Source organism: Streptomyces tropicalis (assembly GCF_029269835.1).
GTDB lineage: Bacteria > Actinomycetota > Actinomycetes > Streptomycetales > Streptomycetaceae > Streptomyces > Streptomyces tropicalis.
The window spans coordinates 573,779-588,478 of sequence record NZ_JARJBB010000001.1; the positions used below are offsets into that span (position 1 = coordinate 573,779).

Consider the following 14,700-nt stretch of genomic DNA (forward strand, 5'->3'; position numbering starts at 1 on the left):
TCCGCCGCACGAGGGGAGATCGTCTCGTACGGCGGAATCGAAGGGTCACGTCATCTGCGCGGCTGGGCGTCGAGGACCTGCTGGAGCGCCTCGAACTCCTCGACGCACTTGCCGGAGCCGAGGGCCACGCTGTCGAGCGGGTCCTCCGCGATGTGGATCGGCATGCCGGTCTCCCGGCGCAGCCGCTCGTCCAGACCGCGCAGCAGCGCTCCGCCGCCGGTCAGAACGATTCCGCGGTCCATGATGTCGCCGGACAGCTCCGGCGGGCACTTGTCGAGGGTGGTCTTGACGGCGTCGACGATCGCGTTGACCGGTTCCTCGATCGCCCTGCGGACCTCGGCGGCCGAGATGACGACGGTCTTGGGCAGGCCGGAGACCAGGTCCCGGCCGCGGATTTCGGTGTGCTCGTCGGAGTCGAGCTCGTACGCCGAACCGATCGTGATCTTGATCTGCTCGGCCGTGCGCTCACCCAGCAGGAGCGAGTACTCCTTCTTGACGTGCTGGATGATCGCGTTGTCCAGCTCGTCGCCCGCGACGCGGATGGACTGCGCGGTGACGATGCCGCCGAGGGAGATGACCGCGACCTCCGTGGTGCCGCCGCCGATGTCCACCACCATGTTGCCCGTGGCCTCGTGGACCGGCAGGCCGGAGCCGATGGCCGCGGCCATGGGCTCCTCGATGATGTGCACCTGACGGGCGCCGGCCTGCGACGAGGCCTCGATGACGGCACGGCGCTCGACACCGGTGATACCGGAGGGCACGCAGACGACGACCCGGGGGCGCGCCAGATACCGCCGCTTGTGGATCTTCAGGATGAAGTAGCGGAGCATCCGCTCGGTGATCTCGAAGTCGGCGATGACGCCGTCCTTGAGCGGGCGGACGGCGACGATGTTGCCGGGGGTGCGCCCGATCATCTTCTTGGCTTCGGCACCGACCGCGAGGATGCCACCGGTGTTCGTGTTGATCGCGACGACGGACGGCTCGTTGAGTACGATCCCGCGACCCCTGACGTACACCAGCGTGTTGGCGGTCCCGAGGTCGACAGCCATGTCACGGCCGATGAACGACATTGAGTTCCCCATCAGGATTCGTCTGGCCTTCCCGGGAGCTTGCAAGGGCTTTTCAGGACGGCGAGGTGGGTGCTGTGACGTGAAGGCTTCCATCGTAGACGCGCCTGCACGAACACTGCGCGAGGGTCTCCGCCATTGTCAGCAGATGGCGTACTGCCTCGCTTCTGGAGACGGGCCATCGGGGGCACGCGTTCCCCCGATCGGCACGCATATGCCACAGGGCGGCCGATTTGTCACGGCCGCCCCAGGTCAGGAACGGTGAACTCCTGACGCGGCGTCAGTGAAGAATCAGGCGCGGCCGGGGAAGAAGATCTTCACCTCGCGCTCGGCGGACTCCTCGGAGTCCGACGCGTGGATCAGGTTCTCCCGGACGATGACGCCGAAGTCGCCGCGGATCGAGCCCGGCGCCGCAGCGATCGGGTCGGTCGGGCCGGCCAGCGCCCGGACGCCCTCGACGACCCGCTCGCCCTCGACGATCAGGGCCACCACCGGGCCGGAGGACATGAACTCCACCAGCGGCTCGTAGAAGGGCTTGCCCTTGTGCTCGCCGTAGTGCTGCTCCAGCGTGTCCTGGTCCAGGGTGCGCAGCTCCAGCGCGGTGATCCGCCAGCCCGCCTTGCGCTCGATGCGGCTGATGATCTCGCCGGTCAGGCCACGACGGACGGCGTCGGGCTTGAGCAGGACGAGGGTGCGCTGGCTCACGGGGAACTCCTATTCCTGGCAGGTGTGCGGTGGCACGAGGTTACAGGGCGTGTCCCCGCCGCTGTCACGCAGCGTCAGCCCGGGAGGAGCCGGCCTCGGCGGCCTGGGCCGCGAACCGGGCCTTGGCCTCGTCGACCTTGCGGCCGAAGTGCACCGACGCCCACCACAGCGCCGCGAAGACGGCACCCATGAAGTACATCATCGGGACGACCACGCCGGAAGCGATCAGCGCGATCTGCAGCGCCCAGCCGAGGACGACACCGCCGGGGCGGCTGATCACCCCGCACAGCAGCACGCACAGCAGCATGGCGACACCGCTGACCGTCCACACGGTCGCCGAGGACAGCGTGGGGTCCTTCATCGCGACCAGCGCGGCGAAGCCGATGACGAAGAACTCGCCGATCAGGGTCGAGGAACACAGCGTACGCACGAGAAGTCAGCCCCTCCCCAGGAGCAGTCGGGCCTCACCGACGGTGATGACGGAGCCGGTCACGAGCACACCGCCGCCGGAGAACTCGCCCTCCTCCTCGGCCAGCGTGATCGCGGCCTCCAGCGCGTCGGGCAGCCGCGGCTCGACCTGGACCCGGTCCTCGCCGAAGACCTCGACGGCGAGCGCGGCCAGCTCGTCCGCGTCCATCGCACGGGGGGTGGAGTTCTGGGTGACGACGATCTCGGCGAAGACGGGCTCGAAGGCCTCCAGCAGCCCGCGCACGTTCTTGTCGGCGCTGGCGCCGACGACGCCGATCAGGCGGCTGAACTGGAACGCCTCGCCGATCGCCTCGGCCGTCACCCGGGCGCCCGCGGGATTGTGCGCGGCGTCCAGGACGACGGTGGGCGAGCGGCGGACGATCTCCAGCCGGCCCGGCGAGGCCACGGCGGCGAAGGCCTTGCGCACGGTCTCCACGTCCAGCGGCTCGGCACGCTGGGCGCCCACCCCGAAGAACGCCTCGACGGCGGCGAGCGCGACGGCCGCGTTGTGTGCCTGGTGGGCGCCGTGCAGCGGCAGGTAGAGGTCCGGGTACTCGCCGCCGAGGCCGCGCAGGGTGAGCAGCTGGCCGCCGACGGCCACCTGGCGGGCGGCGACGCCGAACTCCAGGCCCTCGCGGGCGACGGTGGCGTCGACGTCCACGGCCTTCTTCAGGAGCACCTGGGCGGCGTCCACCGGCTGCTGCGCCATGATCACCGTGGCGCCCTGCTTGACGATGCCGGCCTTCTCGGTGGCGATCTCGCCGGGGGTGGAGCCGAGGCGGTCGGTGTGGTCCAGGTCGATGGGGGTCACCACGGCGACGTCGCCGTCGATCACGTTGGTGGCGTCCCAGCTGCCGCCCATGCCGACCTCGACGACGGCCACGTCGACCGGCGCGTCCGCGAAGGCCGCGTAGGCCATGCCGGTCAGCACCTCGAAGAAGGACAGCCGGTACTCCTGCGCCGCGTCGACCATCTCCACGTACGGCTTGACGTCCTCGTACGTCTCGATGAAGCGCTCGGCGGAGATCGGGGCGCCGTCCAGGCTGATCCGCTCGGTGATGGACTGCACGTGCGGCGAGGTGTAGCGGCCGGTGCGCAGCTCGAAGGCGCCGAGCAGGGCCTCGATCATGCGGGCGGTGGAGGTCTTGCCGTTGGTGCCGGTGATGTGGATCGAGGGGTACGACCGCTGCGGCTCGCCCAGCACGTCCATCAGCGCGGCGATGCGGCTGACCGAGGGCTCCAGCTTGGTCTCGCCCCAGCGGCCGGCCAGCTCCGCCTCGACCTCGCGCAGGGCACGGTCGACCTCGGGGTCCTCCGGCCGCGCCGGCACGTCGGCGGACGGCGGGCCGCCCTGGGTGCGCAGGGTGCGGCTGCCGGCCTCGATCACCGCGAGATCCGGGTCGCGGTCGGTCTCCGCCGCGATCATCTCGTCGAAGGGGTCGAGGGGGTCGGGCTGCTCGTCGTCGTGCGGGGGGAGGTCGCTCACGGGGCCAGTCTACGGAGCCCCGGTGACAGACGTGGGCGAAGGCCCCCGGAGCGGGAACTCCGGGGGCCTTCGACTGCGTGCGTGCGGGGCCGCGGGGTGCCGCCCCGGGCCGCGGGTGCTACGCCTGCGGCAGCTTCTCCAGCTGCGCCTGGATGCGGGCCATGTCCGCCTCGGCCTTGGCCAGCCGGGTGCGGATCTTGTCCACCACGTTGTCCGGGGCCTTGGCGAGGAACGCCTCGTTGCCCAGCTTGGCCGTGGCCTGCGCCTTCTCCTTCTCGGCGGCGGCCAGGTCCTTGGCCAGGCGCTTGCGCTCCGCGGCCACGTCGATCGTGCCGGACAGGTCCAGCGCGACCTCGGCGCCCGCGATCGGCAGGGTCGCCGTCGGGGCGAAGTCCTCGCCCTCCGGCTGCAGGCGCAGCAGCTGGCGGATGGCCGCCTCGTGCGCGGCGAGCGCGGTGCCGTCCAGGGTCAGCCGGGCCGGGACGCGCTGGCCCGGCTGGAGGCCCTGGTCGGCGCGGAACCGGCGGACCTCGGTGATCACGGACTGCAGGGCCTCGATCTCCCGCTCGGCGGCCGCGTCGCGGAAGCCGGAGTCGGCGGGCCAGGCGGCGACGACGACCGACTCGCCGCCCGTGAGCGTGGTCCACAGGGTCTCCGTGACGAAGGGGACCACCGGGTGGAGCAGCCGCAGCGTGACGTCGAGGACCTCGCCGAGGACGCGCTTGCTGACCTCGGCCGCCTCGCCGCCCGCCTGGAACGTCGTCTTGGACAGCTCGACGTACCAGTCGAAGACCTCGTCCCACGCGAAGTGGAAGAGGGCGTCGGAGAGCTTGGCGAACTGGAAGTCGTCGTAGAGGGCGTCGACCTCGGCCACGACGGAGTTGAGCCGGGACAGGATCCAGCGGTCCGTCGGCGACATCCGCGAGGCGTCCGGCAGCGGGCCCTCGACGGTGGCGCCGTTCATCAGCGCGAAGCGGGTGGCGTTCCAGATCTTGTTGGCGAAGTTGCGCGAGCCCTGGACCCAGTCCTCGCCGATCGGGACGTCGACGCCCGGGTTGGCGCCGCGGGCGAGGGTGAAGCGCAGGGCGTCGGAGCCGTACTTGTCCATCCAGTCCAGCGGGTTGACCGCGTTGCCGAAGGACTTCGACATCTTCTTGCCGAACTGGTCGCGGACCATGCCGTGCAGGGCGATGGTGTGGAACGGCGGGGTGCCGTCCATCGCGTACAGGCCGAACATCATCATCCGGGCGACCCAGAAGAAGAGGATGTCGTAGCCGGTGACCAGGACGGAGTTCGGGTAGAACTTCGCGAGCGATTCGGTCTGCTCGGGCCAGCCGAGGGTGGAGAAGGGCCACAGGCCGGAGGAGAACCAGGTGTCGAGGACGTCGGTGTCCTGGCGCCAGCCCTCGCCGGTGGGGGGCTCCTCGTCGGGACCGACGCAGACGACCTCGCCGTCCGGCCCGTACCAGACGGGGATGCGGTGGCCCCACCACAACTGCCGCGAGATGCACCAGTCGTGGAGGTTGTCGACCCAGTCGAAGTACCGCTTCTCCATCTCCTGCGGATGGATCTTGACCTTGCCGTCGCGGACCGCGTCGCCCGCGGCCTCGGCGAGCGGGCCGACCTTCACCCACCACTGCATGGACAGCCGCGGCTCGACCGTGGTCTTGCAGCGCGAGCAGTGGCCGACGGAGTGGCTGTAGGGGCGCTTCTCGGCGACGATCCGGCCCTCGGCGCGCAGCGCGGCGACGATGGCCGAGCGGGCCTCGAAGCGGTCCAGGCCCTGGAAGGGGCCGTGCGTGACGATGACGGCGTGCTCGTCCAGGACCGTGATGGAGGGCAGGCCGTGGCGGCGGCCGATCTCGAAGTCGTTCGGGTCGTGCGCCGGGGTGACCTTGACCGCGCCGGTGCCGAACTCCGGGTCGACGTGGGCGTCCGCGACGACCGGGATGGAACGGTCCGTCAGCGGCAGCGTGATGAGCTTGCCGATCAGGTGCCGGTAGCGCTCGTCGTCGGGGTGGACGGCCACGGCGGTGTCGCCGAGCATCGTCTCGGCGCGGGTGGTGGCCACGACGATGGAGTCGTCCCCGTCGCCGTAGCGCATGGAGACGAGCTCGCCGTCGTCGTCCTGATACTCCACCTCGATGTCCGAGATGGCGGTCAGGCAGCGCGGGCACCAGTTGATGATGCGCTCGGCGCGGTAGATCAGCTCGTCGTCGTAGAGCCGCTTGAAGATGGTCTGGACGGCCTGGGACAGGCCGTCGTCCATGGTGAAGCGCTCACGGGACCAGGCGACGCCGTCGCCCAGGCGCCGCATCTGGCCGCTGATCTGGCCGCCGGACTCGGCCTTCCACTGCCACACGCGCTCGACGAAGGCCTCCCGGCCCAGGTCGTGGCGGGACTTGCCCTCCTTGGCCAGCTCGCGCTCGACCACGTTCTGCGTGGCGATGCCGGCGTGGTCCATGCCGGGCTGCCACAGCGTCTCGTGGCCCTGCATGCGCTTGCGGCGGGTGAGGGCGTCGATGAGGGTGTGCTCGAAGGCGTGCCCGAGGTGCAGGCTGCCCGTGACGTTGGGCGGGGGGATGACGACGGTGTACGCCGGCTTGTCGCTCTTCGCGTCCGCCTCGAAGTAACCGCGCTCTACCCAGCGCTCGTACAGCGGCCCCTCTACGTCGGCCGGCGCGTACTGGGTCGGCAGTTCGGAGTCGGGCGCTGGTGGCTGCTGCTGAGCGTTCTCGGTCACGGGGTCAGTTTAGGGGTGCCACCGCGCTGCCCCGAAACGCGTTTGTTCTGTAACGGTGCGCCCCCCGATGCCGTGAGCCCCCGCCCGCTGCGTCAGGATGTCGGGAACACGTAAAACTCTGGAGGGGAACCCAGAAATGAGCAACAACCAGCCGGGCCCGTACGACGGCCGGCCCCAGCAGCCGGGGCCGTACGGTCAGCCGGGGCAGCCGGGCCCGTACGGCCAGCCGGGTCCCTACGGCCAGCCGCCGCAGGCCCCGCAGCCCGGCTACGGCTACCCCCAGACCCCTCCCCCGCCGTCCCAGCCCGGCTACGGCTACCCCCAGCAGGCCCCGCAGGGAGTCCCGCCGCAGCCGAACGCCTACGGCCAGCAGGCCCCGTACGGCCAGCAGCCCTACGGCCAGCAGCCCTACGGCGCCCCGCAGCCGCCGGCCCCGGGCGGCGGCAAGAAGAAGGCCGGACTGATCATCGGCGGTGTGGCCGTCGTGGCGGCGATCGCGGTCGGCGCGTACTTCGTGGTCGGCGGCGGTTCCGGCCTCAGCGACGACGGCCCGCACAAGCTGACGACGCCGGCGAAGGCGCTCGGCGACTACAACAGGGTCACCAAGGACGGCGGGACCAGCAGCGACTCCTCCACCGTCAAGGACCTGGAGAAGAGCGGGGTCCAGAACGGCACGGCCGTCTTCGGCGTCTACTCCACGGCCGACTTCAGCCACTACAACCCGAGCGACCCCTCCACCGCTCCCAGCCAGACCCAGCTCCTCACCGCCAAGGGCCTGCAGCTGGTCGGCGCGTACGGCAAGATCTCCGACCCCGAGGCCTCGCTGGACGCGTTCTTCGCGAGCATCAGGAAGAGCTTCGAGAAGAACAACTCCTCCTCGGGCAGCAGCTCCACCCCGAAGAGCGAGCTGGTCGGCGAGCCCGAGTCGGTCGACATGGACGGCGCGGTCATGAAGTGCCAGGAGGCGCGCGGCACCAACCAGCTCTCCAAGAAGCAGCAGTCCGACTGGTTCTGCGCCTGGGCCGACCACAGCACGATCGGGATGGTGTCCCCCGGCGACAACACGGCCGACGTGCCGAAGGACACCGCCGCCGACATCACCACCCGGCTCCGTGCGGAGGTCCGCGTCAAGGCCTGACCGCCGACACGCCGAAGGGGCCCCGGTCGACTCGCGACCGGGGCCCCTTCGGCGTGTGTCCGCCGGACGTCCGGCGTCAGGCCGTCTTCTGCTCGCCGGGACCGCGGCCGCGGGCGTCGCGGGGGATCAGGGTCGGGTTGACGTTGGAGTGGACGACGTCGGCGGTGATGACGACGCGGGCCACGTCCTTGCGGGAGGGCACCTCGTACATCACCGACATCAGGACCTCCTCCATGATGGCGCGCAGACCGCGGGCGCCGGTCTGGCGGAGGATGGCCTGGTCGGCGATGGCCTCCAGGGCCTCGCGTTCGAAGTCCAACTCCACACCGTCGAGTTCGAAGAGGCGCTGGTACTGCTTCATCAGCGCGTTGCGCGGCTCCACCAGGATCTTCAGCAGGGCCTCGCGGTCGAGGTTGTGGACCGAGGTGATGACCGGCAGACGGCCGATGAACTCGGGGATCATCCCGAACTTCACCAGGTCCTCCGGCATGACCTCCTCGAAGAGGTCCTTGGACTCCATCTCCCGCTTGGAGCGGATCGTCGCGCCGAAGCCGATGCCCTTCGCGCCGGCCCGCGACTCGATGATCTTCTCCAGGCCCGCGAAGGCGCCGCCCACGATGAACAGGACGTTCGTCGTGTCGATCTGGATGAACTCCTGGTGCGGGTGCTTGCGGCCGCCCTGCGGCGGGACCGAGGCCGTGGTGCCCTCGAGGATCTTCAGCAGGGCCTGCTGCACGCCCTCGCCGGAGACGTCGCGGGTGATCGACGGGTTTTCACTCTTGCGGGCGACCTTGTCGATCTCGTCGATGTAGATGATGCCGGTCTCGGCCTTCTTGACGTCGTAGTCGGCGGCCTGGATCAGCTTCAGCAGGATGTTCTCGACGTCCTCGCCGACGTACCCCGCCTCGGTCAGCGCGGTGGCGTCGGCGATGGCGAACGGGACGTTCAGCATGCGGGCGAGGGTCTGGGCGAGGAGCGTCTTGCCCGAGCCGGTCGGCCCGAGGAGCAGGATGTTCGACTTGGCGAGCTCGATGCCGTCGTCGCGGCCCTGCGCCCCGCCGTTCTCGCCGGCCTGGACCCGCTTGTAGTGGTTGTACACCGCGACGGACAGGGCCTTCTTCGCGGCCTCCTGGCCGACGACGTACCCGTCGAGGAACTCGTAGATCTCGCGGGGCTTGGGGAGCTCCTCCCAGCGCACCTCGCTGGTCTCGGCGAGCTCCTCCTCGATGATCTCGTTGCACAGGTCGATGCACTCGTCGCAGATGTACACACCGGGCCCTGCGATGAGCTTCTTGACCTGCTTCTGGCTCTTGCCGCAGAACGAGCACTTGAGCAGATCGCCGCCGTCACCGATGCGTGCCACGGTGTGCTTCCCCTTCGCCTGGGAGACGCCTAGGTCCAGCGGCTCCTGGTGCTGCCTTATCTCGACGGTACCTTGCCGGGCCCCTGGTTCGGGCCCCCCTTGGCGCGGTTCACTGCGACGCGCAGTGTGGCAAACCGTGCCAAGGGCGGCAGACGACACTCCCCCGGCCTCCGTGAGCAGGGGGTATGCCCACTGCGCGTCAGCGCACGTCGGCGTTGTTCATCTTGCGGGTGGAGACGATCTGGTCGATGAGGCCGTACTCCAGGGCCTCCTCGGCCGTGAGGATCTTGTCGCGCTCGATGTCCTCACGGATCTTCTCCAGCGAGGTGTTGGAGTGCCGCGCGAGCATCTCCTCCAGCTGCGAGCGCATGCGGAGGATCTCGTTGGCGGCGATCTCCAGGTCGGAGACCTGGCCGCGGCCGGTCTCGCTGTAGGGCTGGTGGATCAGCACACGGGCGTTCGGCAGGGCCATGCGCTTGCCCTTGGTGCCGGCCGCCAGCAGCACAGCCGCGGCGGAGGCCGCCTGGCCCATGCACACCGTCTGGATGTCCGGCTTGACGAACTGCATCGTGTCGTAGATGGCCGTCAGAGCGGTGAAGGAGCCGCCGGGGCTGTTGATGTAGACCGAGATGTCGCGGTCGGGGTCCATCGACTCCAGGCACAGCAGCTGCGCCATCACGTCGTTGGCGGAGGCGTCGTCGATCTGGACGCCGAGGAAGATCACGCGCTCCTCGAAGAGCTTCGCGTACGGGTCGTACTCGCGCACGCCCTGCGAGGTGCGCTCCACGAAGCGCGGGATCACGTAGCGGGACTCGGCCGAGGGGCCGGTGTACTCGGCGCGCGTGCGGTCGTAGAGGCCGCTGCCGGGGAAGTCGTTCACGAGTGTCTCCTGGAGAAGGGCTGGGCGGTCGGCCGGTGGGCGGGCCGGGGCGCTTGCGCCCCCGCGGGGACCGGGTGGGCCCGGTGGGGCCGCCGGTGGTCCGCGGGGCTCCCGCCGGGCGCACCGGCGTCCGGCGGGGTCACGGGGCCGCGGGCCCCGTGGGAGCGGCTCAGGCCCCCGTGCCACCGCCGCCCGGGATGCCGGCGGCCGAGGTGATGACGTCGTCGATGAGGCCGTAGTCCTTGGCCTCGTGGGCGTCGAACCAGCGGTCGCGGTCCGAGTCGCGGGTGATCTGCTCGACCGACTGGCCGGTGTGGAAGGAGGTCAGCTCGGCCATGCGCTTCTTGGTGTGCAGCAGCCGCTCGGCGTGGATCTTGATGTCCGAGGCCGAGCCGGCCAGGCCGGCGGAGGGCTGGTGGATCAGGATCTCGGCGTTCGGCAGCGCGAAGCGCTTGCCGGGGGTGCCCGCGCTGAGCAGGAACTGCCCCATCGAGGCCGCCAGGCCCATGGCGATGGTCACCACGTCGTTCTTGATGTACTGCATGGTGTCGTAGATCGCCATGCCGGCGGTGATCGAACCACCGGGGCTGTTGATGTACAGGAAGATGTCCTTGTCGGGGTCCGCGGCAAGGAGCAGCAGCTGTGCGGTGATCTTGTTCGCGATGTCGTCGTCGACCGGCTGGCCGAGGAAGATGATCCGCTCGCCGAGCAGCCGGTTGTAGACCTGGTCGCCGAGGCCACCACCGATGGAGGGCTCGCCGGCGGCGGAGGGCATCAGATTCGTCACGTATCCACCTGCTCGTCTTACGACGGCGCCGGGCCGTCTCACGTGTTCTGCCGGGGCGCGGGTCCCTGGCGCGCCGCCGTGCGCGGCGGCTTTCGGGGACTCCCCTGCCCTCGTATTCATGGACCCTAACGCGCAGGCAGGCGGGTGCCATCCCGGTTCTGCGACTGTTCGCTGTCAGCGCATGCCCGACGACATGGCCGTACCGGATACGGCGACGGGCCCCGGAACGCGTGTCGCGTTCCGGGGCCCGTCGTGCGTCTGCCGTGGGCGCGCGGGAATCAGGCCTCGGCCTTCTCCTCGCCCTCACCCTCGGTGGCGGCTTCGGTCGTGTCGGCAGCCTCGGCAGCCTCGGCAGCCTCGGCAGCCTCGTCCTCGTCGTCCAGGTCGACGATCTCGCCGTTGGTGTCCTTCACGGTCGCGGCCTCGACCACGACGGCCAGGGCCTTGCCGCGGGCGACCTCGCCGACCAGCAGCGGAACCTGGTTCTGTTGCACGACGGCCTGGGCGAACTCGTCGGGGGACATGCCGGAGGAGGCGGCGCGGCGCATGAGGTGCTCGGTGAGCTCCTCCTGGCTGACGTTGAGCTTCTCCTTGCTGACCAGCTCGTCCAGCACGAACTGGGTCTTGATGCCCTTGACCGCGGCGTCGCGGGTCTCGGTGTCGAACTCCTCGGCGGTCTTGCCCTGGATCTCCAGGTACTTGTCGAGGGTCAGGCCCATCTGGCCGAGCTGGTGGTGCTCGAGGTTGTGCTTGCGGGTGTTGATCTCGTCCTCGAGCAGCTTCTCGGGGACCGGGACCTCGACCAGCTCGAGCAGCTTGTCCAGGACACGCTCCTGGGCCTGGGTGGCCTGGTCGTACTGCTTCATGTCGGCCAGCCGCTTGCGGCTGTCGGCACGGAGCTCCTCCAGCGTGTCGAACTCGGAGGCGAGCTGCGCGAAGTCGTCGTCCAGCTCGGGCAGTTCGCGCGCGGCGACCTGGGTGACCTTGACGGTGACCTCGGCCTCCTTGCCGGCCGCCGAGCCGCCCTTCAGCTCGGAGGCGAAGGTGGCCTCCTCACCCGCGGACAGGCCCTTGACGGCGTCGTCGATGCCGTCGAGCAGCTCACCGGAGCCGATGGTGTAGGAGACGCCGGCGGCGACGCCGTCCTCGAGGACCTCGCCGTCGACCTTGGCCTCCAGGTCGATGGTGACGACGTCGTCGTCCTCGGCGGCGCGCTCGACCGGGCTGGTCGAGGCGAAGCGCTCGCGGAGCTGCTCGACCGCCTTGTCGACGTCCTCGTCGGTGACCTCGATGGCGTCGACCTCGACCTCGATGCCGGAGTAGTCCGGGATCTCCACGGCCGGGCGGATGTCGACCTCGGCGGTGAAGTTCAGCGTCTCGCCGTCCTTCAGCTCGGTGATGTCGACCTCGGGCTGGCCCAGCGGGCTCAGCTCGGCCTCGTTGACCGCCTCGGTGTAGAACTTCGGAAGCGCGTCGTTGACGGCCTCCTCCAGGACGGCACCGCGGCCGAACCGCTGGTCGATGACGCGCGCGGGGATCTTGCCCTTGCGGAAGCCCTTGACCGTGACCTGCTGGTTGATCTTCTTGTACGCCGCGTCGAGGCTGTCCTTGAGCTCCTCGAAGGGCACCTCGACAGTGAGCCGAACCCGGGTCGGGTTCAGGGTCTCCACGGCGCTCTTCACGGTTCGGTCTCCTTGTGGCTGACTGCTGGGTTTCTGCCGGAGCCAGAGAGGTCCGGCGGATTCGCCGCCCGGAGGACTTCAGGGAATCAGACACGGGCGTGCAGCTTGCATAGTAACCGCAGGCGGTCAGCGCCCCAAAAGGCGATCACACGGGGTGGTGCGGGCCGGGGACCGGCGGATGGTCGGGGTGGCGGGATTTGAACCCACGGCCTTCCGCTCCCAAAGCGGACGCGCTACCAAGCTGCGCCACACCCCGTCAGGTGCGACACGTAGGGTACATGCCCGCCGACGGAACGGCCGCCCGACCACCGGCGGCCCCCGGGGCGCGTCGGAGCACTCGACCGGCGCGACGGCCCGATCCGGGCGGGTCCGCGTGAAGCGGTGTGCGACGACCGCGTGCGACCCGCTACGATGCCTTCTGTGCCGCGATCACGCGATCTTCGGCACGAGTGTGCGGGCGTAGCTCAATGGTAGAGCCCCAGTCTTCCAAACTGGCTACGCGGGTTCGATTCCCGTCGCCCGCTCCACATGCATCAGGGCCAGGTCGGAGGCTAGTTCCTCCGCCTGGCCCTGATTGCTTCCCGGGGCTCCGTTCAGTCCTGCGTCCCCCGCGTGCCCCTACCTGCCCTCAGCATGGCCAGTCACTACTGGGACCAGCACGGACAGATCACCGAGTACGCCCGCGACTTCATGGGGCCTGGGCGCGTTCTGACGGCGGAGTACGACCTCCAGCAGCCGGGAGTGGGCGCTCGCAGAGCTGAGCCCGTTACGGCCCCTGGCGGGCAACGCCCGCTCCACGGTGTGTGGGTCGACGGCGGACGGGATGGAAGCTGGGGAGGTGGAGTGTTGATGTTCGTTGGCCAGGAGCTCAGGCACACCCAGGTGCTCAGCGCTCATGCTCATGGTCGGAGACCAGACCGGTCTCGGGGAACATCCCCGGGCCGGTGATCAAGGGGTAAACGGGGCCACATGAGACCCTTTCTCCATGTCACCGACCTCCCCGCCAGCGTTCGGACTTGTGTCACCGCCCCTTCCCCGCACCATGCGGGCCGTCGTCATCACCGGCCACGGAGACCTCGATGTGATCGAGGAGCGCGAGGTGCCCGTGCCCCGCCCGAGGCCGGGCGAGGTGCTGGTGCGGGTACACGCGGCAGGTTGCAACAACACCGATCTGTGGACCCGCGAAGGCTCCTACGGGGCAGCGGAGGACCCGGACGTCAGGACGGGATGGCTCGGTCCGCTCGACTTCCCACGCATCCAGGGAGCCGACGTGGCCGGCACGGTGGTGGCCTCCGGTGATGGGGCAGCCACCGGACTGATCGGGACGCGGGTGCTGGTGGACCCGGCCGAGTACGACGGCCCGGGACCGGACGCGCGCCCGGCCGACGTGCTCGGGAGCGAGCGGAACGGGGGTTTCGCCGAGTACGTCGTGGTGCCGAGCGCACGCGCCCACTCCGTCGACGGGTCGCCCCTTACGGACGTGGAACTGGCCGCCCTCCCCATCGCCTATGGCACCGCCCTGGGCATGCTCGACCGCGGGTCCGTCTCGGAGGGCCACACCGTCCTCGTCACCGGCGCCTCGGGCGGTGTCGGCCTGGCTGCGGTCCAGCTGGCCCACTCCCGTGGGGCCCGGGTCGTCGCAGTGTGCAGCGGTGACAAGGGAGAGGCCGTCCGTAGCGCTGGTGCGGACGCTGTGGTGGACAGGCGACGGGATGAGGTGCTCGCCGACGCGGCGGCGGCCGCACCGGAGGGATACGACGCCGTTATCGACGTCGTTGCCGGCGCCGTCCTCGGCCCCGGCCTCGGACTGCTGAGGGCCGGGGGACGCTGGGTCGTTGCCGGCGCCCTCGACGGCTGGGCTGTCAACATCGACGTCCGGCGCCTCTACCTCGCCAATCTCTCGCTGGTGGGCTCAACCATGCACACGCCGCAGATCTTCGACCACCTGGTGGAGATTGCCCGACGTGGCGACGTCAGACCGGTCGTCGCGGCAACCTTCCCGCTCAGGGAGGTACGCGAGGCCCAGGAACAACTCGCCCGGCGTCGGCATGTAGGAAAGCTGATCGTCGTCCCCTGACCCGAATCCTTGGCTCCGGCTGCCCGAGCGGACCGGTCCGTCCGCACCGCATACATGGAAGGCCGCTCGGTCGCGGCCCTCGCCCGCGACCACTGCGTCAGCCGCGGCGCGGTCCACACGGCCGTTGGGCGCGAGCCCTGTACAGCAGGGAAGTACGGCAACCACCACAACCACTCCCGACCGCTGGCAACCCCAAGCGGCCGTTCGACGTGCCCAGCAGCCCTCAGCGACCACCGTGCCCATACTTCGCATCGAGGGGCACGCCGCGACACCCGGTTCGGGCCATCTCTGGTGTGCGGGTCGA

General features: G+C 70.0%; 11 protein-coding genes and 2 tRNA genes. 3 read left to right on the forward strand and 10 right to left on the reverse strand.

Annotation, left to right across the window (positions count from 1 at the left end):
• Positions 1-50 precede the first annotated feature (50 nt).
• From P3H78_RS02555 to P3H78_RS02575, 5 genes are all read right to left on the reverse strand, one after another.
• Positions 51-1,070 carry a rod shape-determining protein gene (locus tag P3H78_RS02555; protein WP_276107332.1) on the reverse strand — a complete coding sequence of 340 codons (1,020 nt, stop codon included), beginning with the start codon at positions 1,068-1,070 and terminating at the stop codon, positions 51-53.
• Between the two features lie 288 nt (positions 1,071-1,358).
• The gene (gene ndk, locus P3H78_RS02560; RefSeq protein ID WP_276107051.1) at positions 1,359-1,772 is read right to left on the reverse strand and encodes a nucleoside-diphosphate kinase; all 414 of its coding nucleotides are present in this window, start codon (positions 1,770-1,772) and stop codon (positions 1,359-1,361) included.
• A 64-nt stretch (positions 1,773-1,836) separates the two neighbouring features.
• Positions 1,837-2,202 (reverse strand): DUF4233 domain-containing protein, encoded by a 366-nt coding sequence (locus tag P3H78_RS02565; protein WP_276107052.1) that lies wholly within the window; start codon positions 2,200-2,202, stop codon positions 1,837-1,839.
• 6 nt (positions 2,203-2,208) lie between these two features.
• A complete protein-coding gene (gene folC, locus P3H78_RS02570) occupies positions 2,209-3,666 on the reverse strand; it encodes a bifunctional tetrahydrofolate synthase/dihydrofolate synthase (protein WP_438827900.1) in 1,458 nt (485 codons plus the stop codon).
• A 178-nt stretch (positions 3,667-3,844) separates the two neighbouring features.
• The gene (locus tag P3H78_RS02575; protein WP_276107054.1) at positions 3,845-6,469 is read right to left on the reverse strand and encodes a valine--tRNA ligase; all 2,625 of its coding nucleotides are present in this window, start codon (positions 6,467-6,469) and stop codon (positions 3,845-3,847) included.
• Positions 6,470-6,605: 136 nt separating this feature from the next.
• Here P3H78_RS02575 and P3H78_RS02580 point away from each other — a divergent pair, with 136 nt between their 5' ends.
• Complete coding sequence (locus P3H78_RS02580; protein ID WP_276107055.1) at positions 6,606-7,607, forward strand: hypothetical protein; 1,002 nt, start codon at positions 6,606-6,608, stop codon at positions 7,605-7,607.
• A 76-nt stretch (positions 7,608-7,683) separates the two neighbouring features.
• On the opposite strand, the gene clpX is transcribed toward P3H78_RS02580, so the two are convergent.
• From clpX to P3H78_RS02605, 5 genes are all read right to left on the reverse strand, one after another.
• The gene (clpX, locus tag P3H78_RS02585; protein ID WP_276107056.1) at positions 7,684-8,970 is read right to left on the reverse strand and encodes an ATP-dependent Clp protease ATP-binding subunit ClpX; all 1,287 of its coding nucleotides are present in this window, start codon (positions 8,968-8,970) and stop codon (positions 7,684-7,686) included.
• Between the two features lie 199 nt (positions 8,971-9,169).
• Positions 9,170-9,850 carry an ATP-dependent Clp protease proteolytic subunit gene (locus tag P3H78_RS02590; RefSeq protein ID WP_276107057.1) on the reverse strand — a complete coding sequence of 227 codons (681 nt, stop codon included), beginning with the start codon at positions 9,848-9,850 and terminating at the stop codon, positions 9,170-9,172.
• Positions 9,851-10,019: 169 nt separating this feature from the next.
• Entirely contained in the window at positions 10,020-10,625 is a 606-nt protein-coding gene (locus P3H78_RS02595; protein ID WP_276107333.1) for an ATP-dependent Clp protease proteolytic subunit, read from the reverse strand.
• Positions 10,626-10,915: 290 nt separating this feature from the next.
• Positions 10,916-12,319, reverse strand: a complete 1,404-nt coding sequence (tig, locus tag P3H78_RS02600; RefSeq protein ID WP_276107058.1) for a trigger factor — start codon at positions 12,317-12,319, stop codon at positions 10,916-10,918.
• Between the two features lie 179 nt (positions 12,320-12,498).
• A tRNA-Pro gene (locus P3H78_RS02605) sits at positions 12,499-12,575 on the reverse strand.
• Positions 12,576-12,772: 197 nt separating this feature from the next.
• On the opposite strand from P3H78_RS02605, the gene P3H78_RS02610 reads away from it, so the two are divergent.
• Both P3H78_RS02610 and P3H78_RS02615 read left to right on the forward strand, forming a co-directional pair.
• A tRNA-Gly gene (locus tag P3H78_RS02610) sits at positions 12,773-12,846 on the forward strand.
• Between the two features lie 458 nt (positions 12,847-13,304).
• Complete coding sequence (locus P3H78_RS02615) at positions 13,305-14,396, forward strand: alcohol dehydrogenase family protein (protein ID WP_276107059.1); 1,092 nt, start codon at positions 13,305-13,307, stop codon at positions 14,394-14,396.
• The last annotated feature ends 304 nt before the right edge of the window (positions 14,397-14,700 follow it).